The sequence below is a fragment of the Kitasatospora sp. NPDC036934 genome, assembly GCF_055608425.1.
This window is the reverse complement of the sequence record NZ_JBVJQR010000004.1, coordinates 118,779-139,644: the sequence shown is the minus strand read 5'-3', so window position 1 is coordinate 139,644 and position 20,866 is coordinate 118,779. Positions and strand designations below refer to the sequence as shown.

Below are 20,866 nucleotides of genomic sequence, written 5' to 3'. Positions count from 1 at the left end.
GGGGCGGCGGCCCGGCGGGCCCACCGGGGACGAACCGGGGCCGCGGGTTCGCCGCCGGTCGAGAGCGGACCGGGACCGGCCGGACGGGGCCCAAGGTCACGGTCGGGGAAAAGTGCCGCAAAAGCCTTCCCTGCGTAGCACCATGGACACCATGCGTATCCAGGTGACCCGGACCGGCGGCCTCGCCGGAATCGTCCGCCACGCGGAACTCGACACCGTCGACCGCACGGACGCCCCGCACGTCCACGCGCTCGCCCGCGAAGCCGTCGCGGGCGGGCTGCGCGCCCCCTCGTACGGGGTGCCGGACGGCTTCCACTACGAGATCACCGTCGACGGACGGACGGTGTACTGCGCCGACCCCAAACTCACCGACTCGCAGCGCGAGCTGCTGTCCCTGGTGCTGCGCGAGGGGGCGTGACCCCCCGCGCAGCCCGCTCGGACTCCCGGGTCAGAAGCCGAGCTTGCGCAGCTGCTTGGGGTCGCGCTGCCAGTCCTTGGCCACCTTGACGTGCAGGTCCAGGTAGACCGGCGTGCCCAGCAGCGCCTCGATGTGCTTGCGGGCGGTGGTGCCGACGTGCTTGAGCCGCGCGCCCTTCGCGCCGATCACGATCGCCTTCTGGCTCTGCCGCTCGATGTAGACGTTGGCGTGGATGTCCAGCAGCGGGCGGTCGGCCGGCCGGCCCTCGCGCGGCAGCATCTCCTCGACCACGACGGCCAGCGAGTGCGGCAGTTCGTCCCGCACGCCCTCCAGGGCGGCCTCGCGGATCAGTTCGGCGACCATGATCTGCTCGGGCTCGTCGGTGAGGTCGCCCGCCGGGTAGAGCTGGTCACCCTCCGGCAGCAGCTTGGTGAGCAGGTCGGCGACCAGCTCCACCTGCTTGTCGCCCACCGCGGAGACCGGGATGATCTCGGCCCACTCGAAGCCCAGCTCGATCCCGAGCTGGTGGATGGCGATGAGCTGCTCGGCCAGCCGCTTGGAGTCGACCAGGTCGGTCTTGGTGACGATGGCGACCTTGGGGGTCTTCTTGATCCCGGCGATCTCCTTGGCGATGAACTTGTCGCCGGGGCCGATCTTCTGGTCGGCGGGCAGGCAGAAACCGATCACGTCGACCTCGGCCCAGGTGGTGCGGACCAGGTCGTTGAGGCGCTCGCCGAGCAGGGTGCGCGGCTTGTGCAGGCCGGGGGTGTCGACCAGCACGAGCTGGGCGTCCGGGCGGTGCACGATGCCGCGCACGGTGTGCCTGGTGGTCTGCGGGCGGTCGGAGGTGATCGCGACCTTCGTCCCCACCAGGGCGTTGGTCAGGGTCGACTTGCCCGCGTTGGGACGGCCGACGAAGCACGCGAACCCGGAGCGGTACGAGGAGGAAGGGGCATTCATGGGCTCCATTCTCCCTGATCACCGGAGCCCCGCCGTCCGGGGTCGGCCGACCCCCGCGGTCAGCCCTTGCCGCCGCCCCGTCCGACCAGTGAGAACACCACCAGCAGCAGCAGGAAGGCGAGTGCACCCCAGAGCCAGTAGACCGTGCCGGTCTCCTGCCACTTGCCCATCCCCATCACGAACAGCACCAGCCCGGCGACGAACGCCAACGCCCCCATGCCCCAGCCCCTCACCGAGTCCACTCCCCCGGTGAGATTATCGGCTGAATGCATGGGGGCGAGGCCCGCCAGCGCCTCTCAGCGGGCCTGAGCGGACACCCGCAGCGCCCCGTCCGGGCCGGCCAGCAGCACCGGTGTCCCGGCACCACCGAGGTCCCGCACGGCCGCCAGATCGGCCTCGGTCGGCTGCTCCGCCTCGCTCACCACGGCTGCCGCCTCCAGCGACTTCGCACCGCTGGCCGCCGCCATCGCCACCGCCACCTGCAGCGCGCTCAGCCGCAGCGACTCCAGCGCGACCGTCCCGGCGACATAGGTGCGGCCGGTCTCGTCGCGCACCGCGGCCCCCTCGGCCACGCCGTTGCGGGCGCGGGCCGAGCGGGCCAGGGTGATGATCTTCTTGTCTTCTGGGTCGAGCTCGACGATGTCACTCATGCCGCCGAGCATAGGCGGCCCCCCACCCGCGCCACAGCTCAGTGGCCGACCGGGTGGGTGCGCCCCGGGTTCGGGTTGAGGACCTTGACGAAGGTCTTCGCGGCGCCGGACGGCAGCGGCTCCTCGCGCGAAGTCCGCTCCCGCCAGAACGGGTTGTCGTGCGGCAGATGGCTGCTGACCCGGCCGTACATCCCGAAGGTGGTCACGACGATCCCGAAGACGAACGCGAACAGCACGTTCGACATCCGGAAGTTGAGGATGTTCGCGTCCGGCCGGCCGAGCACCGTCAGCCCGTAGAAGCCGGACAGGACGAACAGCGCCCCGACCACCATGTTGAGGTTGGACGCGAAGTTCCCGCCGATCACCGCCCCGGCCACCAGGACCGCGCCCGCCACGATGGACAGGACGCTCAGCGCCCCGTTGGTCGACAGCCCGGCGATCCGGTCACCGTGGGTGGCCAGGAAGCCGGGATGGTCGGTCAGCCCCAGGATCCCGAACACGATCAGGAAGATCCCCCCGAGCCCCGCCCCGGCCCGCCACACCAGGGCGAGCCGGCGATCGACGGTCGGCAGTTCGTCTTGCAGCTTCATGGCGACCTCCAGAGCTCGGCCATGACCGAAGGGCACGTCTAGCTGTACGGGTGGCTCCCCTGCAGGTGCGGCGTCTCGTGCATGTAGAGCGAGCCGCACTGCTGGCAGCAACGCAGCCCGGTGCCCCAGTCCTGTTCGGGCCGCGTCTCGGCGTCGTCGGGCATGGTCCGGCCGCAGAGCGCGACCGACGGGTCCTCGTCCCGCACCACGTGCCAGGACTTGACTCCGCCAGCCGCCCCCTGCGGGCCGTACTCCGCGCGAAGTTTGTGCGTCATGCCCTCCATGGTCGCGCGGCGACCGCCCACCCGCTACTCGCCCGCGGCCTGCGCCGTCTCCCCCGCCCGGCGCACCGGCGAGGCGACCATCGAGCCGATCCGGTTGCGGCGCCCGGCCGAGGACTCGGCGGTCAGCAGGATGCCGGTCAGGCCGTCCGCGGCCGGCTCGGGCAGCGGGATCTCGCAGGCCGAGCCGGGGATCGGCACCCGGCCGAGGTGCTTGGCCAGCAGCCCGCCGACGGTCTCGACGTCCTCGTCCTCCAGCTCGATGCCGAACAGCTCGCCCAGGTCCTCCACCAGGAGGCGGGCGGTGATCCGGTACGAGCCGTCACCGAGGTCCTCGATCGGCGCGATCTCCCGGTCGTACTCGTCGGTGATCTCGCCGACGATCTCCTCCAGCACGTCCTCGATGGTGACCAGTCCGGCCGTGCCGCCGTACTCGTCGATCACGATCGCGACGTGCGAGCGGCGCTGCTGCATCTCGCGCAGCAGGTCCCCGGCCGGCTTGGAGTCCGGGACGAACACGGCCGGGCGCATCACCGCGCCGACCTCCTCGGCCTCCGCCTCGCGGTTGATGTGGGTGCGGCGCACAAGGTCCTTGAGGTAGACGATGCCGACCACGTCGTCCTCGTTGTCGCCGACCACCGGGATCCGCGAGAACCCCGAGCGCAGCGCCAGGGTGAGCGCCTGCCGGACGGTCTTGTGCCGCTCGATCATCACCAGGTCGGTGCGCGGCACCATCACCTCGCGCACGATGGTGTCGCCCAGTTCGAAGACCGAGTGCACCATCCGGCGCTCCTCGTCCTCGATCAGGTCGTCCTTCTCGGCCAGGTCGACCAGCGCGCGCAGCTCCGCCTCGGAGGCGAACGGCCCCTCCCGGTAGCCCTTGCCCGGGGTCAGCGCGTTGCCGAGCAGGATCAGCAGCCGCGGGATCGGGCCGAGCACCGCGGCCAGCGGCAGCAGCACGAAGGAGGCCGCGGTCGCGGTGGAGACCGGGTGCTGGCGCCCGATCGTGCGCGGCGAGACGCCCACCGCGACGAAGGACACCAGCACCATGACCCCGAAGGCCAGCAGCACGGCCTGCCAGGTCGGGTGGATGTTGCGCACGCACACCGCGGTGACCAGCACCGCGGCCGCCATCTCGCTGGCGACCCGGATCAGGGTCGCCAGGTTCAGGTAGCGGAACGGGTCGGAGGCGACGGCCAGCAGCCGCGCGGAGCCGCGCCGCCCGTTGCGCACGGCCTCCTCCGCCCGGAACCGGGAGACCCGGGAGACGCCCGCCTCGGCGCACGCGGCCAGCCAGCCGAGCACGACCAGCGCCACGGCGCCGAGGATGAAGCTCGTACTCTCACCACTCACAGGGGTTCGGGCTCCGCGCTCAGTGGGTGGTGGGGGCCGGGGAGATGCCGCCGAGGCCGCGGCCCGCCCGCCAGTCGTCCAGGATGCGCTTCTGGAGGGCGAACATCTCCTCCTCCTCCTCCGGCTCCTCGTGGTCGTAGCCGAGGACGTGCAGCACCCCGTGGACGGTGAGCAGCTGGAGCTCCTCGTCCATCGAGTGCTTGGAGGGGGCCGCCTTGCCCTGCTGCTCGGCGACCTCGGGGCAGAGCACGATGTCGCCGAGCAGGCCCTGCGGCAGCTCCTCGCCCTCCTTGCCGGGACGCAGCTCGTCCATCGGGAACGACATCACGTCGGTCGGTCCGGGCAGGTCCATCCACTGGATGTGCAGCTCCTCCATCGCCGCACCGTCCACCAGGATCACGGACAGTTCGGACTGCGGGTGGATCCGCATCTTGTCCAGGGCGAAGCGGGCGACGTCGAGGATGGCTTCCTCATCGGCGTCCCAACCGGACTCGTTGGCGATGTCGATCGACATGACGGGCTGTGTGCTCAGCTTTCGGTGCGATGGGACTGTCGGGGTGCGCGCGCCGCGGCGGTCTTGCCGGGGCGCCGCTGGGCGGGCTTGCGGGGGGCCGGGGTGTTCTCCTCGGCCTCCTGCCGCGCGTCCCAGCGCTCGTAGGCGTCCACGATCCGGCCGACCAGCTTGTGGCGGACCACGTCGGTGCTGGTGAGGACGGAGAAGTGGATGTCCGGAACGCCGGCCAGGATCTCCTGGACGACCTTGAGGCCGCTGCGGGTGCCGCCCGGGAGGTCGATCTGGCTGGTGTCGCCGGTGACCACCACCCGGGAGTTGAACCCGAGGCGGGTGAGGAACATCTTCATCTGCTCGGGCGAGGTGTTCTGGGCCTCGTCCAGAATGATGAAGGCGTCGTTGAGGGTGCGGCCGCGCATGTACGCGAGCGGGGCGACCTCGATGGTGCCGGCCGCCATCAGGCGCGGGATGGAGTCCGGGTCCATCATGTCGTGCAGCGCGTCGTACAGCGGGCGCAGGTACGGGTCGATCTTCTCGTAGAGGGTGCCGGGCAGGAAGCCCAGCCGCTCCCCCGCCTCGACCGCCGGGCGGGTCAGGATGATCCGGTTGACCTCCTTGGCCTGGAGGGCCTGGACGGCCTTCGCCATCGCCAGGTAGGTCTTGCCGGTGCCGGCCGGGCCGAGGCCGAAGACGATCGTGTGCTTGTCGATCGCGTCGACGTAGCGCTGCTGGTTGAGCGTCTTGGGGCGGATCGTGCGGCCCCGGTTGGACAGGATGTTCGCGGTGAACACCTGGGACGGCGCCGGGCTGTCCGGGCCCTCCTCGCGGAGCATGGCGATGGAGCGCTCCACGGAGTCCTCCGTCAGGGGCTGGCCGGTGCGCAGCACCAGCATCATCTCGTTGAAGAGCTTCTGCACGAGGGCGACCTCGGCACGCTCCCCGGTGGCGGTCACCTCGTTGCCGCGGACGTGGATGTCGGCGGCGGGGAAGCCCCGCTCGATCACGCGCAGCAGCGAGTCCGCGGTGCCGAGCAGGGTGACCATCGGGTGCTTCTCGGGGATGACGATCCGGGCGCTCACACGGGCGTCGTCCGCCGCTTCGGGGCGCGACTGTCCGTCGGTACGGGTCTGCGATGTGTCACTCATGGGTCGGCGCTGGGCCTGCCTCATCCCATCCGTGGTGTCGTGTGCCGCTCGGTCTCTCCGGGGCACCAGGGTACGCCGCGAGCGTGATCGCCGCGGCGGGCGGCGGGGCCGCACCCGACGATGCTGCGGCAGATCGCGGGGCGGCGCGAGCCCTTTTCCCGAGGAGGCCTCGCACCGTTCACCGGTGGCTGCGGGCGGGGACGGGCACCCGGGCGAGGTCCTCGGCGAGCACCAGCTCCCCGTCGAAGTGCTTGCGGGCGTCGGCCAGGTGCTGGCCGAGGTCCGGGTAGCGCTGGGAGAAGTGGGTCAGCACCAGGGTCCGCGCGCCGGCCTCGGCGGCGACCTTGGCGGCCTGTCCGGCGGTGAGGTGGCCGTGGTCCTCGGCGAGCTGGGCGTCGGCGTCGGTGAAGGTCGCCTCGACCACCAACAGGTCGGCCTCCTCGGCGAGTTGGTGCACCCCTTCGCAGAGCCGGGTGTCCATCACGAAGGCGAACCGCTGGCCCGGCCGGGGCTCGCTGACCTCGTCCAGGGTGACGGTACGGCCGTCCACCTCGACCGCGCCCTCGTGCTGGAGCCGGCCCACGGCCGGGCCGTGCACGCCGGCGGCGGCGAGCCGCTCGGGCACCAGGCGGCGGCCGTCCGGCTCGGACAGCCGGTAGCCGAAGGACTCCACCGGGTGGTCCAGCCGGACGGCGTCCAGCGCGAACCGGGCGCCGGGCGCGGGCAGCGGGCCGGACTCGTCGATCGGCCGGGGGCGCAGCACCGCGGTCTCGTGGTAGGCGGTGGCGTAGCGCAGCCGCTCGAAGTAGACCTCGCCGGAGGCCGGGAAGTAGACGTCCACCGGGTGCGGGACCCGGTCAAGGTTGATCCGCTGGATCACCCCGGCGAGTCCCAGCGAGTGGTCGCCGTGGAAGTGGGTCACGGCGATCCGGTTGATCTGGGTCGCCGAGACCCCGGCCCGCAGCATCTGCCGCTGGGTGCCCTCACCGGGGTCGAACAGCAGGCCCTCGCCGTCCCAGCGGAGCAGGTAGCCGTTGTGGTTGCGGTGCCGGGTGGGCACCTGGCTGGCGGTGCCGAGAACGACGAGTTCGCGCTGCGACACCTGGGATCAGACCATGCTCTCGGACATCCGCGTCCCGCCGAGCACGTGCACGTGGGCGTGGAAGACGCTCTGCCCGGCGCCCGCACCGGTGTTGAAGATCAGCCGGTAGTCCTCGACGCCCTCGTCCCGCGCCACCGCTCCCGCCTCGGCGATCAGTTCGGCGGCGATCCCCGGCTCGGCGGCGGCCAGCGCCGCGGCGTTCGGGTAGTGGACGTGCGGGATGACCAGGACGTGCACGGGGGCCTTGGGCGCGATGTCACGGAAGGCGAGCACGCGCTCGGTCTTGCGCACCACGGTCGCCGGGATCTCGCCCGCCACGATCTTGCAGAACACACAGTCGGACTGCGGCTCGCCGGCCATCGGATTCTCCTCGGGTCGCTGGGTCTTCGCTGACGTGGGACCGTACGGGCGCAGCCTAGCCGAGCCCCGCGACGGCCTGCTGGTACTCCCGCAGGTGCTTCCAGCGCACCGAGCGCATGCCGACGACGTCCCCCTCGGAGATGTCGAAGTCCTCGGAGATGATCACCACCGCCAGGAAGACGAAGCCGACCAGCCAGCGCCGGGTCAGCCGCCAGGTGTTGGGTCGCATCACCCGCTTGCGGCGCACCACCCGCATGGCCAGGATCCCCTTGCCCACGCTGAATCCGGCCAGCCGGGCGAGCACCACCTGGTTGAGGAACGAGGTCAGCAGGCTGACACCCAGGAACGCCACCCAGAACGGCACCACCGGGCTCTGGACGGCGGCGTGGCCGGCCGCGTGCACGACGGGCTTTGCGTGTTCCGCGGTCTTGTCGTCGGCGACGGCGGCGGCGAAGCCGACGGTCAGGGCGAGGACGAAGTCGAGCACGATCGCCAGGAACCGCCGCCCGCCGCCCGCCTCCCTGGGGCACGGCGGCAGTGCGGGCCGCGCGTACGGCTGCTGGTACGGCTCCTGCTGGTACGGCTGTTGGTACGGCTGCTGTTGGTACGGCTGCGGCGGCGACTGCTGGTACCCCTGCGGCTGCGGGTACGACTGCTGGTACCCCTGCGGCTGCGGCTGCTGCCCGTACGGCCCCTGGCCGTACGGGTTCGGCCCGTACCCCTGCTGCGGGTACTGCGGCGGCGGATATCCCTGAGCCATGGTGCGCTCCCCCGTGAGCTGTCGATCGGATCGCGATCGCGATCAAGAACAGCCCCGCATCCTACCCACGCCCGCGGCGGCGGGAGGCCGGCCCCCGCCTCCCGCCGCCGCCCCCGGCTACGCCCAGGGCAGCGGAGGCGCGGTGCGGGCCGGGGTGGCGGCCAGGCCGTCGAGCGCGATCCGCACGCCCTCGGCCAGCTGGGGGTCCTCGCCGGCCGCCCAGTGGTGCGGGGCGAACGGCACCTCGACGTCCGGGTCGACGCCCCTGTTCTCCAGGCCCCAGCCGTAGTTCTCCAGCCACATCGCGTACTTGGGCTGGGTGACCAGGGTGCCGTCGACCAGCTGGTACCTGCTGTCGATGCCGATCACCCCGCCCCAGGTGCGGGTGCCGACCACCGGGCCGATCCCGAGCGCCTGGATGGCGGCGTTGACGATGTCGCCGTCCGAGCCGGACAGCTCGTTGGCGAGCGCGACCACCGGCCCGCGCGGGGCGTCCATCGGGTAGGGCACCCGGCTGTCGGTGTCCCGGATCGCGTACCAGCCGATGATCCGCCGGGCCAGCTTCTCTATCACCAGCTGCGAGGTGTGGCCGCCGCGGTTCTCCCGGACGTCCACGATCAGGCCCTCCTTGGCCATCTCGGTGCTCAGGTCGCGGTGCAGCTGGGCCCAGCCGGCCGTCTGCATGTCGGGGATGTGCAGGTAGCCGAGCCGCCCGCCGGACAGCTCCCTCACCTCGGCCCGTCGACCGGCCACCCAGTCGTGGTAGCGCAGCGCCGTCTCGTCGGCGAGCGGGACGACCACGGGGTGGCGCCGGTCGGTGCCGTCCTTGCCGGCCACGGTCAGCTCCACCGGCTGCCCGGCGGTGCCGGCCAGCAGCGGGGCCGGGCCGGTGACCGGGTCCACCGGGCGGCCGTTGACGGCGAGCAGGGCGTCCCCCGGGCGGATCGCGGCGCCGGGCGCGGCCAGCGGCGAGCGGGCCCGGGGGTCGGAGGACTCGCCGGGCAGGATCCGGCCGATCCGCCACTGCTCGCCGTCCCGGACCAGGTCGGCGCCGAGCAGGCCCTGGCGCCGGGCCGGCTCGGTGTAACGCCCGTACGGGACGACGTAGGCGTGCGAGGTGCCGAGTTCGCCGTGCACCTCCCAGAGCAGGTCGACCAGTTCGTCGTGCGAGCCGACCCGCTCGACCAGCGGTCGGTAGCGGTCCAGGATCCCCGCCCAGTCGAGGCCGCCGAGGTCGGGGCGCCAGAAGTTGTCCCGCATCAGCCGGCCGTTCTCGGCGTACATCTGCCGCCACTCGGCGGCCGGGTCGACGGTCACCCGCAGCCGGGCGAGGTCGACGGCGGTCTCGTCGTCCTCGCCGGAGGCCTTGCGGTCGGACGGGACGATCCGCAGGGCGCCCTCGTCCAGCACGGCCACCCGGGCGCCGTCCCCGCTGACCACGAACCCGTCGAGCCCGTGAACCAGTTGCTCCACCCGGCGCTTCCCCAGGTCGAAGCGCTCCAGCACCGGCCGGGGCCGCTCGTCGTCCAGGGAGGCCGCCTCGTCGCCGAGTTCGCCGAGCAGCGGCGCCCTGGTCCACAGCACCCCGTCCTTGGCGGCGCGCAGCGCGTGGAACCGGCCGCCCTCGACCGGGAAGGGGACGATCCGGTCGGCGATGCCGTCCAGGTCCACCCTGGTGGCCGGCGCGGCCCCCTCCGCCGCCTCCTCACCGTCCGCCTTCCGGGCCTTCGGATCGTCCTCCTCCCCGCCGAGCGGGCGCCCGGCCCGCTGCGGGCCGAACGGGGACGGCGTCTCGGCGGCGAGCGTCACCAGGTAGGGGCGGCAGCCGTTCGGGAAGGACAGGCCGAAGGCGTGCGCGTCGTACACCGGGTCGAAGCTGCGCACCGACAGGAAGGCCAGGTAGCGGCCGTCCGCGGTGAAGGCCGGCGAGGTGTCCAGGAAGCGCTGCGAGGTGACCTCGCTGACGGTGCGGGTGGCCAGGTTCGCCAGCACGATCTGGCGCAGCGAGTACGGGCCCATCCGGTGCACCGGGCGGGACCACGCCAGCCAGGCCGAGTCCGGGCTGACCGCCAGCCCGCTGACCTCGCCGTCGGTGCTGCGGTCCAGCTCGTGCACGGCGCCGTCGGCCAGCCCGACCAGCAGCACCCGGCCGTCGTGCACGCCCAGCGCGGCCTGCTTGCCGTCCGGGGAGACCACCAGCGAGTTGACCCGGCCCAGCCGCCCGGCGGCCAGCCGGCGCCGCTCGGGGTCGTGGACGGCGGGGGCGTACTCCAGGGCGTCCTCGCCCTCGGCGTCGGACACCCAGAGCACGCCCTGGGCGCCGTCCTCGCCCGGCACCACCCGGACCAGCCGGGCCCGCACCCCCGGGGTCTCGTCCAGCACCCGGGCCGGGCCCTCCCGGTGGGTCAGCCAGTGCACGCTGCCGCGCACCACCACGGCGCTGGCCCGGCCGGTGCGGTCCGGGGCGACGGAGTCCAGCCAGTACGCGGCGGGCACCGGGTGGGGGCGGCGGCCGGCCCGCGACCCGGCCGGCCGGACGTCCAGGCGGCGCGGGACGGCGGTGTCCAGGTCGTCCAGCAGCCAGAGGTCGCCGGCCCGGTGGAAGACCACCCGGGTGCCGTCGGTGGTGGCGTTGCGGGCGTAGAAGCCGTCCGGGTCGGTGCTGTGGCGGCGCAGGTCCGAGCCGTCCGGGCGGCTGGACCACAGCTCGCCGACGCCCTCGTGGTCGGACAGGAAGGCGATCCGCCCGCCCACCCACAGCGGGGAGTCGAGCTGCCCGTCCAGCTCCTCGTGGATCCGGGTGAATCGGTCCTGCCCGATCCACAACTTGCCCGCCCGGCCGCCCCGGTAGCGCTTCCACCAGGCCGGCTCGCGGTTGTTGACGGTCACCAGCAGAACCTGGTCGCCGTCCGGCTCGAAGGCCAGCCCGCCGACCGGCCCGTAGGGCAGCCGGGCCGGCTCGCCGCCGTCCAGCGGCACCGCGTGCGCGCAGCAGCGCCGCACCCCGGGCTCACCCGCGCCGGTGGTGGCGATCGGGCGCCCGTCTGCCGTCCAGCCCTGCACCCTGGTCTCGGCGTCGCCCCAGTACGTCAGCCGCCGGGACGGCCCGCCGTCCACCGGAACCACGTGCACCTCGGGGGCGCCGTCCCGGGTGGAGGTGAAGGCGATGTGCCGCCCGTCCGGGGAGAACCGCGGATGGTGCACCGGCAGGTGATCGGCCGTCAGCCGCCAGGCCCGGCCGCCGTCCAGCGGGGCGAGCCACAGGTCGTCCTCGGCGACGAAGGCGGCCAGGTCACCGTGCAGATGGGGGTGGCGCAGATAGGCGCCGGCGGAGGTGCTCAGGGAGTCCGTCACCCGGTCAGCGTAGGCAGACGCGGGTACGGGCCGCTCCGTTTTCCGCAGACTCCCGCCGGGCGCACGGGAGTTGCGGGTGGGGTCAGGCCCAGCGGCCGGTGCGCCCCAGCAGCAGCGCCCCGGCGGCCACCCCGGCGGTCGAGGTGCGCAGCACCGACGGGCCCAGCCGGTACGGCCTGGCCCCCGCCTCGGCGAAGGCGGCCAGCTCCTCCGGGGAGACCCCGCCCTCCGGGCCGACCACCAGCACGATGTCCCCGCCGGCCGGCAGCGCGGCCTGCGCCAGCGGCTCGGCGCCCTCCTCGTGCAGCACGGCGGCCAGGGCGGCCCCGGCCAGCAGCGGCGCCAGCTGCCGGGTGGTCATCGCCTCGCGCACCTCGGGGAAGCGCAGCCGGCGGGACTGCTTGCCCGCCTCCCGGGCGGTGGCCCGCCACTTGGCGAGCGCCTTGGCGCCGCGCTCGCCCTTCCACTGGGTGATGCAGCGCGAGGCGGCCCAGGGGACCACCACGTCCACGCCGACCTCGGTCATGGTCTCCACGGCCAGTTCGCCGCGGTCGCCCTTGGGCAGCGCCTGGACGACGACGATGCGCGGCGCCGGCTCCGGCTCCCGCCGCACCGCGGCCACCGTGACCTCGATCGCGTCCTTGCCGAGCACCTGGGCGACCGTGCCGTCCACGCCGAGCCCCAGCCCGTCCGCCAGGGTCACCGCCTCGCCGGCCGCCAGCCGCTTCACCGCCGCCGCGTGCCGCCCCTCCGCGCCGTCGAGCCGCACCACGGCTCCGGGCACGGCGGCGGCGATCCGCTCGGTCTCGACGACGAAGACGGGCGCGGTCATGACGGGAACCTCCGGGGTTGGAACGGAACACGCGGAAGGGGTGCCGGGGACCAGCCCCCGGCACCCCTCCGCTGACGACTACCGGCCGTTGAAGGCGTCCTTCAGGCGCGAGAACAGGCCCTGCTGGCCCGGCGCGAACTGGCCGGACGGCCGCTCCTCGCCGCGCAGCACGGCGAGCCGGCGCAGCAGCTCCTCCTGCTCGGCGTCGAGCTTGCCGGGCGTCTGCACCTCGACGTGCACTATCAGGTCGCCCCGGCCGCCGCCGCGCAGGTGGGTGATGCCCCGCCCGTGCAGCGGGATCGACTGGCCGGACTGGGTGCCGGGCCGGATGTCGACCTCCTCCAGCCCGTCCAGGGTCTGCAGCGGCACCTGGGTGCCGAGCGCGGCGGCCGTCATCGGGATGGTGACGGTGCAGTGCAGGTCGTCCCCGCGCCGCTGGAAGACCGCGTGGGTGGTCTCGGCGATCTCGACGTACAGGTCGCCGGCCGGGCCGCCGCCGGGGCCGACCTCGCCCTCGCCGGCCAGCTGGATCCGGGTGCCGTTGTCCACACCGGCCGGGATCTTGACCGTCAGGGTGCGGCGGGCCCGCACCCGGCCGTCGCCGGCGCACTCGGGGCACGGGGTCGGCACGACGGTGCCGAAGCCCTGGCACTGCGGGCACGGGCGGGAGGTCATGACCTGCCCCAGGAAGGAACGGGTCACCTGGGAGACCTCGCCCTTGCCGCGGCACATGTCGCAGGTCTGCGCGGAGGTGCCGGGGGCCGCGCCCTCGCCGCTGCAGGTGGTGCAGGTGACGGCGGTGTCGACCTGGAGTTCCTTGGTGGTGCCGAAGGCGGCCTCCTCCAGGGTGATCTCCAGCCGGATCATGGCGTCCTGGCCGCGGCGGGTGCGCGAGCGCGGGCCGCGCTGGCCGGCCGCGGCGCCGAAGAAGGCGTCCATGATGTCGGAGAAGCCGAAGCCCGCCGCGCCGGCGCCGAAACCGCCCGCGCCACCGCCGCCGGGCGACAGCGGGTCGCCGCCGAGGTCGTAGACCTGGCGCTTCTGCGGGTCGGAGAGCACCTCGTAGGCGGCGTTGATCTCCTTGAACCGCTCCTGCGTCTTCGGGTCCGGGTTGACGTCCGGGTGCAGTTCGCGTGCGAGGCGCCGGAACGCCTTCTTGATCTCGTCCTGCCCCGCATCCCGTCGGACGCCGAGTACCGCGTAGTAGTCCGTGGCCACCAAATGCTCCGCTTGTTCCGCCTGTAGAAGTGCGACTGGGACACCGCCGCCGGGTTTTCCGACGGCGGCTGCTTGCTACGACTCGGCCAGGATCTGACCCACGTACCGTGCCACCGCTCGCACCGCCCCCATTGTGCCCGGGTAGTCCATCCGGGTCGGACCGATCACACCCAGTTTGGCCACGCTCTCGTCGCCCGAACCGTAGCCGACCGAGACGACCGAGGTGGAATTCAGCCCTTCGTACGCGTTCTCCCGCCCGATCCGGACCGTCATCGCGGCGTCCGTGGTCTCACCCAGGAGGCGGAGCAGGACGACCTGCTCCTCCAGTGCCTCCAGCACCGGCTGGATGGTGAGCGGGAAATCGTGTCCGAAGCGGGTCAGGTTGGCCGTGCCGGCCAGCATGATCCGCTCCTCGTTCTGTTCGGCGAGCGCTTCGAACAGCGTTGCCAGGACGGTGCTGACGGTCGGCCGGTCGACCTGTTCGAAGGCCGCCGGGAGTTCCTCCAGCAGCCCCGGGACGTCCGGCAGCCGCTGGCCGGCCGCCCGCGCGTTGATCCGCGCGCGCAGGTCGGCCAGGACCGTCTCGCCGACCGTGCCCGGGCAGTCGACCATCCGCTGCTCGACCCGGCCGGTGTTGGTGATCAGCACCAGCATCACCTTGGCCGGGGCCAGCGCCACCAGTTCGATGTGCCGGACGGTGGAGCGGGTGAGCGAGGGGTACTGCACCACCGCGACCTGCCGGGTCAGCTGCGCGAGCAGCCGCACCGTGCGGGTGACCACGTCGTCCAGGTCGACGGCGCCGTCCAGGAAGTGCCGGATCGCCCGGCGCTCCGGGGAGCTCATCGGCTTGATCTCGGCGAGCTTGTCGACGAACAGCCGGTAGCCCTTGTCGGTGGGGATCCGCCCGGCGCTGGTGTGCGGCTGGTGGATGTACCCCTCCTCCTCCAGCGCCGCCATGTCGTTGCGCACCGTGGCCGGGGACACCCCGAGGTTGTGCCGTTCCACCAGGGCCTTGGAGCCGACCGGCTCCTCCGTCCCGACGTAGTCCTGGACGATCGCGCGCAACACGGCGAGCTTGCGGTCGTCCAGCTGGCGGACCTCACCGGCCATGGGGCACGCACCTCCGTCTTCGCACGTTGTCGGTCTGTGATGCTGCGAGCCGCTCCGAGGAGGGCCCCGACCCTGGCACTCTGCACACTCGAGTGCCAAAACCGTACCTGCCAGTGTACGGCCCGGGTCCTACCGCAGGAACGGCCCGGCCGGGGTGATCCTGCCCGCAGTTCCGGACGGCCGCACGACACTCCGCGTGCGCGGGTGGTGCCCCGGGGCCGTCCGGGTGGCAGCATCGAAAGCGACGGCGAACGGAGGAGCAAGCAATGTCGAGCTCGGGCCAGCACACCCGTTTCGCGCCCGACCGCGGCCTGACCGGCCGCATGGTCGCGACGATGTTCGTGATCGGGCTGCTGTACGTCGGTTTCACGGGCCTGCTGATCGCGCTGCTGCGCGGGGCCTGGCCGCTGATCGTGCTGATCTCCGGCGGGCTGTTCGTGGCCCAGTTCTGGTTCAGCGACAAGATCACCGAGCGGGCCATGGGCGCCCACCAGGTGACCGAGGAGCAGTACCCCCAGCTGCACGGCACCATCGACCGGCTCTGCGCCCTGGCCGACATGCCCAAGCCCCGCGTGGCGGTCGCCGACAACGACATGCCGAACGCCTTCGCCACCGGCCGCAACCCGCAGAACGCCGTGGTGTGCGTCACCACCGGCCTGCTGCGCCGACTCGAACCCGAGGAGCTGGAGGGCGTGCTCGCCCACGAGCTCTCGCACGTCGCCCACCGGGACGTCGCGGTGATGACCATCGCCGGCTTCCTCGGCGTGCTCGCCGGCGCGATGACCCGGATCGCCATGTACGGCGGGTTCATGGGCGGCAACCGCAACAGCAACGACCAGAACGCGGCCATCGCGGCGCTGATCATCCCGCTGGTGTCGATCGTCGTCTACGCGATCAGCTTCCTGCTCACCCGGCTGCTCTCCCGCTACCGCGAACTGGCCGCCGACCGGGCCGCCGCCCAGCTCACCGGCCGGCCCAGCGCCCTGGCCTCGGCCCTCACCAAGGTCACCGGGCAGATCGCGGCCATCCCGACCGAGGACCTGCGCAAGTCGCAGCCCTACAACGCCTTCTACTTCGCCCCCGCGCTGAGCGCCAGGGAGACCGCCTCCCAGCTGTTCTCCACCCACCCGACACTGGAGAAGCGACTGGCCCAGCTGGCGAAGATCTCCGAGCAGCTCGGCCGCTGACCCCGTTCCGACCCGGAAGGACCGCCGTGGGATTCCTGGACGCCCTGTTCGGCCGCACCAAGCCCGTCAAGCCCGACCTGGACCAGCTGTTCGGCGTGCCGTCCGCCGCGCTGACCCTGGAGGCCGGGGCCGGGTTCCTCCCCACCGGGCTCGGCTCGGTCTGCTTCGCGGCCGTCGAGGGCGCGGCCTTCGTCCAGGTGGAGCAGCAGGTCCGGGCCCTGCTGGACGCCGACACCGAGCGCGGCGGCGTCCCGGTGGAGGCCTCCAAGGACGGCTACGGATACTCCTGGCTGCTCACCCGGCACACCTCCGAGGAGCTGCCGGAACTGGTGAACGACCTGCACGCGGTCAACAGCGAGCTGGAGGCGAACGGCTTCGGGCCGCAGCTGCTCTGCTCGCTGGTCGGCTTCCGCAACGCGGAGGGGCAGTCGCTGGCCCTGGTCTACCTCTACAAGCGCGGCACCTTCTACCCCTTCGCCCCGATGCCCGGCGGCGGCGAGCGGCGCAACAGCCCGCTGGAGCTCCAGGTCAACGCGATGCTGGGGAACGACCTGCGGCTGGAGAAGGACCTCAGCCGCTGGTTCCCGGTCTGGGGCGCACCGGGCCTCTGACGGACCGTCCGTAGACTCGCCGGTATGCGCAGCCACCAGTACGGACCCGACCTCACCCCGCCGTGGAAGAAGCAGCAGCCGGCGCCCGAGGTGCCCGCCGAGCGGGACCTGGTGGTCGAGGAGGCGGCCACCGGATACTGCGGGGCGGTGGTGCGCTGCGAGAAGACCGCCGAGGGGTTCACCGTCACCCTGGAGGACCGCTTCGGCAAGCACCGGGTCTTCCCGATGGTGCCGCGCGGCTTCCTGCTGGAGGGCCGGGTGGTCACCCTGGTCCGCCCGGGCGCCCCGGCCGCCCCCCGCACCCCCGCCCGCACCGCCTCCGGCTCCCTCGCCGTCCCCGGCGCCCGGGCCCGGGTCGCCCGCGAGTCCCGGATCTACGTCGAGGGCCGGCACGACGCCGAACTGGTGGAGCGGGTCTGGGGCGACGACCTGCGCATCGAGGGTGTCGTCGTCGAGTACCTCCAGGGCATCGACGACCTCCCCGCGATCGTCGCCGACTTCGCCCCCGGCCCCGGCCGCCGCCTCGGCGTCCTGGTCGACCACCTGCTCCCGGGCACCAAGGAACACCGCATCGCCGCCCAGGTCACCGGCGCGAACGTGCTGGTCGTCGGCCACCCCTACATCGACATCTGGCAGGCCGTGAAGCCGTCCAGCGTCGGTATCCCCGCCTGGCCCGCCGTCCCGCGCGGCGAGGACTGGAAGGAGGGCACCTGCCGCCGCCTCGGCTGGCCGGTGGACACCCCGGCCGCCTGGAAGCGGATCCTCTCGAAAGTGAACTCCTACAAGGACCTGGAGCCCGAACTCCTGGCCAGGGTCGAGGAGTTGATCGACTTCACCGCCCTGCCGGGCCAGGAGTAGGACCCTCGGTGCTCGCGCACTTGAGATGGTCGCGCGAACACGACAGGCCCTCGATCAGTCCACCAGGTCACGCACGACCGCGTCCGCCAGCAGCCTCCCCTGGAGGGTGAGGGCGGCGCGGCCCTGCCGGTAGGGCTCCTCGGCGAGGAGGCCGTCGGCGAGGTGGCGGTCGGCGGCCTTCAGGCCGGTGGCGGTGAGGAGGTCCAGCGGGATGCCCTCGGCGAGGCGCAGTTCCAGCAGGATGCGCTCGACCCGGCGGTCCTCCTCGGTCAGGACCTCGCGGCCCAGGGCCGGGGTGCGGTCCTCGGCGAGGGCCTGGGCGTAGGCGGCGGGGTGCTTGGCGTTCCACCAGCGGACGCCGCCGACGTGGCTGTGGGCGCCGGGTCCGGCGCCCCACCAGTCGGCTCCGGTCCAGTAGAGCTCGTTGTGGCGGCAGCGGCCCTCGGGGGTGGTGGCCCAGTTGGAGACCTCGTACCAGGAGTAGCCGGCCGCGCTGAGCGCCTGCTCGGCGATCAGGTAGCGGTCGGCGTGCACGTCGTCGTCGATCATCGGCAGTTCGCCGCGCTTCACCCGGGCGGCCAGCTTGGTGCCGTCCTCGACGATCAGCGAGTAGGCGGAGACGTGGTCGGGCCCGGCACCGATCGCGGCGTCCAGGGAGGCCCGCCAGTCGTCGTCGGACTCGCCGGGGGTGCCGTAGATCAGGTCGAGGTTGACGTGCTCGAAGCCGGCTTCGCGGGCCTCGGCCACGCAGGCCTCGGGGCGGCCGGGGGTGTGGTGGCGGTCGAGCAGCCGGAGGACGTGCGGGCGGGCGCTCTGCATGCCGAAGGAGATCCGGTTGTAGCCGCCCTCGCGCAGTTCGGCGAGGTAGGCCGGGTCGACGGACTCCGGGTTGGCCTCGGTGGTGACCTCGGCGTCCGGGGCGAGCCCGAACTCCTCGCGCAGGGCGGCGAGCATCCTCACCAGGTCGCGGGCCGGCAGCAGGGTGGGAGTGCCGCCGCCGAGGAACACCGTCCGCACCGGGAGGTCCGCGGAGCCCAGGATGCGGCGGGCCAGCCGGATCTCGGCGACCACGTTGTCCGCGTAGGTCTCCTGCGAGGCGACCGCCCCGGAGGAGCGCAGCTCGGTGGCGGTGTAGGTGTTGAAGTCGCAGTAGCCGCAGCGGCTGGCGCAGTACGGCACGTGCAGGTAGAAGCCGAACGGCCGGTCGCCCAGCCCGGTGAGGGCGTGCGCGGGCAGGGAACCGTCGGACGGCACCGGATCGCCGTCGGGGAGTGCGGAGGGCATGACCCCATTGTCCCGTACGACTCACCCGACCACGTGAGCCGTACGGGAGCGGGGGCTCAGGCCTCGTTGGCGCCCGCGTACATGGCGGTCACCGCGTCCGCGTAGGTCCGCTCGACCACCGGGCGCTTGATCTTCAGGCTCGGGGTGAGCTCGCCGTGCTCGATGTCGAGGTCGCGCGGCAGCAGGTGGAACTTCTTGATCGTCTGCCAGCGCTGGAGGTCGGCGTTGACCCGCTTGACGAAGCCCTCGATCAGCTGGTGCACGGCCGGGTCGGCGGCCAGCTCGGCGTAGCTCTTGCCGGCCAGGCCGCGCTCGGCGGCCCACGGCATCAGCACCGCCTCGTCCAGGCCGATCAGCGCGGTGCAGTAGTTGCGGCCGTTGCCGATCACCAGGATGTTGCTGACGAACGGGCAGACCGCCTTGAACTTGCCCTCGACCTCGCTGGGCGCCACGTACTTGCCGCCGGAGGTCTTGAACAGGTCCTTCTTGCGGTCGGTGATCCGCAGGAAGCCGTCGGGGCTGAGCTCGCCGATGTCCTCGGTGTGGAACCAGCCGTCCGGCTCCAGCACCTCGGCGGTCTTCTCCGGCAGGTTGTGGTAGCCGCGCATGACACCGGGGCCGCGCAGCAGGATCTCGCCGTCCTCGGCGATCCGCACCTCGGTGCCGGGCAGCGGGCGGCCGACCGTGCCGATCCGCACGTCCTCCTTGCGGTTGACGCAGGAGCCGGCACTGGTCTCGCTCAGCCCGTAGCCCTCCAGGATCGGCACCCCGGCACCGAGGAAGAAGTAGCCGATCTCGGGGGCGAGCGCGGCGCTGCCGGAGACCGCGCCGCGCAGCCGGCCGCCGAAGGCCGCCCGGATCTTCGCGTACACCAGCTTGTCGGCCAGGGCGTGCTGCAGCCGCAGGCCCAGCGGGGCGCTCTCGACGCCGGTGGCGATCCGGCTCTCCTGGACCGTCCGGGCGTGCTCGCGGGCGACCTTGGCGGCCCACAGGAAGATCTTGTACTTGGCGCCGCCCTCGGCCCGGGCCCGGCCGGCGATGCCGTTGTAGACCTTCTCGAAGATGCGCGGCGCCGAGGCCATCGTGGTCGGCCGGATGACCGGCAGGTTGTGGATGATCCGGTCGACCCGGCCGTCCACCGCCATCACGTGGCCGGTGGCGATCTGGCCGGAGATCAGCGTCTTGCCGAAGACGTGCGACAGCGGCAGCCACATGAACTGGACGTCGTCGGGGCCGAGCAGGCCGCTGGCCTCCTGGGCCCGGCCCTCGTACGCCCAGCAGTCGTGCACCAGGCGCACGCCCTTGGGACGGCCGGTGGTGCCGGAGGTGTAGATGAGAGTGGCCAGCTGCTCCCTGTCGAGCGCGGCCACCGCCTTCTCGACCGCGTCCGGGTGCTGCTCCAGGTACTCGGTGCCGCGCCGTTCCAGCTCGGCGAGGGTGATCAGCTCCAGCCCGGCCGTCTCGGGCGCCTCGGCGGGGGCGTCGAAGAGGATCACGGTGCGCAGCTCGGGCAGCTGGTCGATGTGCTCGACGGCCTTGGCCAGCTGGGCGGCGTTCTCGGCGAACAGGGCCCGGGAGCCGGAGTCGGAGAGGATGAAGGCCGTCTCGTCGCCGTTGGTGCTCGGGTAGACGGTGGTGATCGCGGCGCCCGCGCACATCGCGCCAAGGTCGGTGAGGATCCACTCGACCCGGGTGGAGGAGGCCAGCGCGACCCGATCCTCGGGCTGGATGCCGAGCGCCATCAGGCCGGCGGCCACCGCCTTGACCCGGTCCGCGGTCTGCGCCCAGGTCAGCGAGCGCCACTGCTCGGCGCCCGGGGCGCCGTCCGCGGCGTGCTCGTCGACCGAGGCCGGATAGCGGTAGGCCTCGGCGTTCGGAGTCAGGGCGACCCGCTCCAGGAACAGGTGGGCGACGGAGGCGGGACGCCCGGCGACGATGTCGGCACTGCCGGAGTCGATCAGGGACTGCGCGGAACTCAACGAGGACCTCCGGGGGCGGGTGGCCGTCTGAGGGATTGTCGCGGCGTCCGTGGGGGGCGGCCGCCGGGGCCCCGGTCAACTCGGTTGGTACCGGTCAGTAACAAGGGCGTAGTCAGCAGCCTAGGGGGAAACCGGTCATTCCGTAAGGGGGCGGATCCAGCTGGCACGCCCCCGCGGCGCCGGTGACCGGCCCGCGCAGCCGGTGACCTGGGCCGTCGGCCCGGCGGTCGGCCCGACGATGGCAAAGGCCAGGCAAACCTCCGCCGGACAGCCCCCGAATGGCCTGTACGACGCCCTGGAACA

21 protein-coding genes are annotated in these 20,866 nt (G+C 72.8%); 4 read left to right on the top strand and 17 right to left on the bottom strand.

The genetic code is table 11. From position 1 onward, the window contains the following. The first annotated feature begins 151 nt into the window (after positions 1-151). Complete coding sequence (locus ACZ7BZ_RS08025) at positions 152-418, top strand: protealysin inhibitor emfourin (protein ID WP_188304439.1); 267 nt, start codon at positions 152-154, stop codon at positions 416-418. Positions 419-448: 30 nt separating this feature from the next. Here the strand turns inward: ACZ7BZ_RS08025 and era are convergent, their stop codons facing one another. From era to hrcA, 15 genes are all read right to left on the bottom strand, one after another. Then, positions 449-1,378, bottom strand: coding sequence for a GTPase Era (era, locus tag ACZ7BZ_RS08020; protein ID WP_049651090.1), 930 nt, complete (start codon positions 1,376-1,378; stop codon positions 449-451). Between the two features lie 59 nt (positions 1,379-1,437). Then, the gene (locus ACZ7BZ_RS08015; RefSeq protein ID WP_380455462.1) at positions 1,438-1,620 is read right to left on the bottom strand and encodes a hypothetical protein; all 183 of its coding nucleotides are present in this window, start codon (positions 1,618-1,620) and stop codon (positions 1,438-1,440) included. Positions 1,621-1,674: 54 nt separating this feature from the next. Then, a complete protein-coding gene (locus ACZ7BZ_RS08010; protein WP_470357628.1) occupies positions 1,675-2,028 on the bottom strand; it encodes a cytidine deaminase in 354 nt (117 codons plus the stop codon). Between the two features lie 38 nt (positions 2,029-2,066). Then, entirely contained in the window at positions 2,067-2,618 is a 552-nt protein-coding gene (locus ACZ7BZ_RS08005) for a DUF4383 domain-containing protein (protein WP_470357627.1), read from the bottom strand. A gap of 38 nt (positions 2,619-2,656) precedes the next feature. Further along, positions 2,657-2,893 (bottom strand): hypothetical protein, encoded by a 237-nt coding sequence (locus ACZ7BZ_RS08000; protein ID WP_380455467.1) that lies wholly within the window; start codon positions 2,891-2,893, stop codon positions 2,657-2,659. A gap of 33 nt (positions 2,894-2,926) precedes the next feature. Further along, positions 2,927-4,252 carry a hemolysin family protein gene (locus ACZ7BZ_RS07995; RefSeq protein WP_470357626.1) on the bottom strand — a complete coding sequence of 442 codons (1,326 nt, stop codon included), beginning with the start codon at positions 4,250-4,252 and terminating at the stop codon, positions 2,927-2,929. A gap of 19 nt (positions 4,253-4,271) precedes the next feature. Further along, positions 4,272-4,766 (bottom strand): rRNA maturation RNase YbeY, encoded by a 495-nt coding sequence (gene ybeY, locus ACZ7BZ_RS07990; protein WP_030061268.1) that lies wholly within the window; start codon positions 4,764-4,766, stop codon positions 4,272-4,274. A gap of 14 nt (positions 4,767-4,780) precedes the next feature. Next, positions 4,781-5,806, bottom strand: a complete 1,026-nt coding sequence (locus ACZ7BZ_RS07985; protein WP_380455512.1) for a PhoH family protein — start codon at positions 5,804-5,806, stop codon at positions 4,781-4,783. 280 nt (positions 5,807-6,086) lie between these two features. Next, positions 6,087-7,010 carry a ribonuclease Z gene (locus tag ACZ7BZ_RS07980; protein ID WP_470357625.1) on the bottom strand — a complete coding sequence of 308 codons (924 nt, stop codon included), beginning with the start codon at positions 7,008-7,010 and terminating at the stop codon, positions 6,087-6,089. Between the two features lie 6 nt (positions 7,011-7,016). Continuing rightward, positions 7,017-7,370, bottom strand: coding sequence for a histidine triad nucleotide-binding protein (locus ACZ7BZ_RS07975; RefSeq protein ID WP_470357624.1), 354 nt, complete (start codon positions 7,368-7,370; stop codon positions 7,017-7,019). A gap of 55 nt (positions 7,371-7,425) precedes the next feature. Next, positions 7,426-8,130: an RDD family protein gene (locus tag ACZ7BZ_RS07970; protein ID WP_470357623.1), complete on the bottom strand. Its 705-nt coding sequence runs from the start codon at positions 8,128-8,130 to the stop codon at positions 7,426-7,428. Positions 8,131-8,247: 117 nt separating this feature from the next. Next, entirely contained in the window at positions 8,248-11,484 is a 3,237-nt protein-coding gene (locus ACZ7BZ_RS07965; protein WP_470357622.1) for a S41 family peptidase, read from the bottom strand. A gap of 82 nt (positions 11,485-11,566) precedes the next feature. Next, positions 11,567-12,316 (bottom strand): 16S rRNA (uracil(1498)-N(3))-methyltransferase, encoded by a 750-nt coding sequence (locus ACZ7BZ_RS07960; protein WP_470357621.1) that lies wholly within the window; start codon positions 12,314-12,316, stop codon positions 11,567-11,569. Between the two features lie 78 nt (positions 12,317-12,394). Further along, on the bottom strand, positions 12,395-13,534 hold the full coding sequence (gene dnaJ, locus ACZ7BZ_RS07955) for a molecular chaperone DnaJ (RefSeq protein ID WP_380455478.1): 1,140 nt from the start codon (positions 13,532-13,534) through the stop codon (positions 12,395-12,397). A 75-nt stretch (positions 13,535-13,609) separates the two neighbouring features. After that, positions 13,610-14,644, bottom strand: a complete 1,035-nt coding sequence (gene hrcA, locus ACZ7BZ_RS07950) for a heat-inducible transcriptional repressor HrcA (RefSeq protein ID WP_465741903.1) — start codon at positions 14,642-14,644, stop codon at positions 13,610-13,612. Positions 14,645-14,910: 266 nt separating this feature from the next. Here hrcA and htpX point away from each other — a divergent pair, with 266 nt between their 5' ends. From htpX to ACZ7BZ_RS07935, 3 genes are read left to right on the top strand one after another with little or no spacing between them, the layout of a single operon-like run. Next, positions 14,911-15,831, top strand: coding sequence for a zinc metalloprotease HtpX (gene htpX / locus ACZ7BZ_RS07945; RefSeq protein WP_470357620.1), 921 nt, complete (start codon positions 14,911-14,913; stop codon positions 15,829-15,831). Positions 15,832-15,857: 26 nt separating this feature from the next. Next, on the top strand, positions 15,858-16,442 hold the full coding sequence (pspAB, locus tag ACZ7BZ_RS07940) for a PspA-associated protein PspAB (protein ID WP_380455484.1): 585 nt from the start codon (positions 15,858-15,860) through the stop codon (positions 16,440-16,442). A gap of 24 nt (positions 16,443-16,466) precedes the next feature. Further along, complete coding sequence (locus ACZ7BZ_RS07935; protein WP_470357619.1) at positions 16,467-17,300, top strand: DUF3097 domain-containing protein; 834 nt, start codon at positions 16,467-16,469, stop codon at positions 17,298-17,300. Between the two features lie 54 nt (positions 17,301-17,354). On the opposite strand, the gene hemW is transcribed toward ACZ7BZ_RS07935, so the two are convergent. Together hemW and ACZ7BZ_RS07925 are read right to left on the bottom strand one after the other, a co-directional pair. Then, on the bottom strand, positions 17,355-18,584 hold the full coding sequence (gene hemW / locus ACZ7BZ_RS07930) for a radical SAM family heme chaperone HemW (RefSeq protein ID WP_470357618.1): 1,230 nt from the start codon (positions 18,582-18,584) through the stop codon (positions 17,355-17,357). Between the two features lie 56 nt (positions 18,585-18,640). Beyond that, positions 18,641-20,563 (bottom strand): AMP-dependent synthetase/ligase, encoded by a 1,923-nt coding sequence (locus ACZ7BZ_RS07925; RefSeq protein WP_470357617.1) that lies wholly within the window; start codon positions 20,561-20,563, stop codon positions 18,641-18,643. Positions 20,564-20,866: the final 303 nt, after the last annotated feature.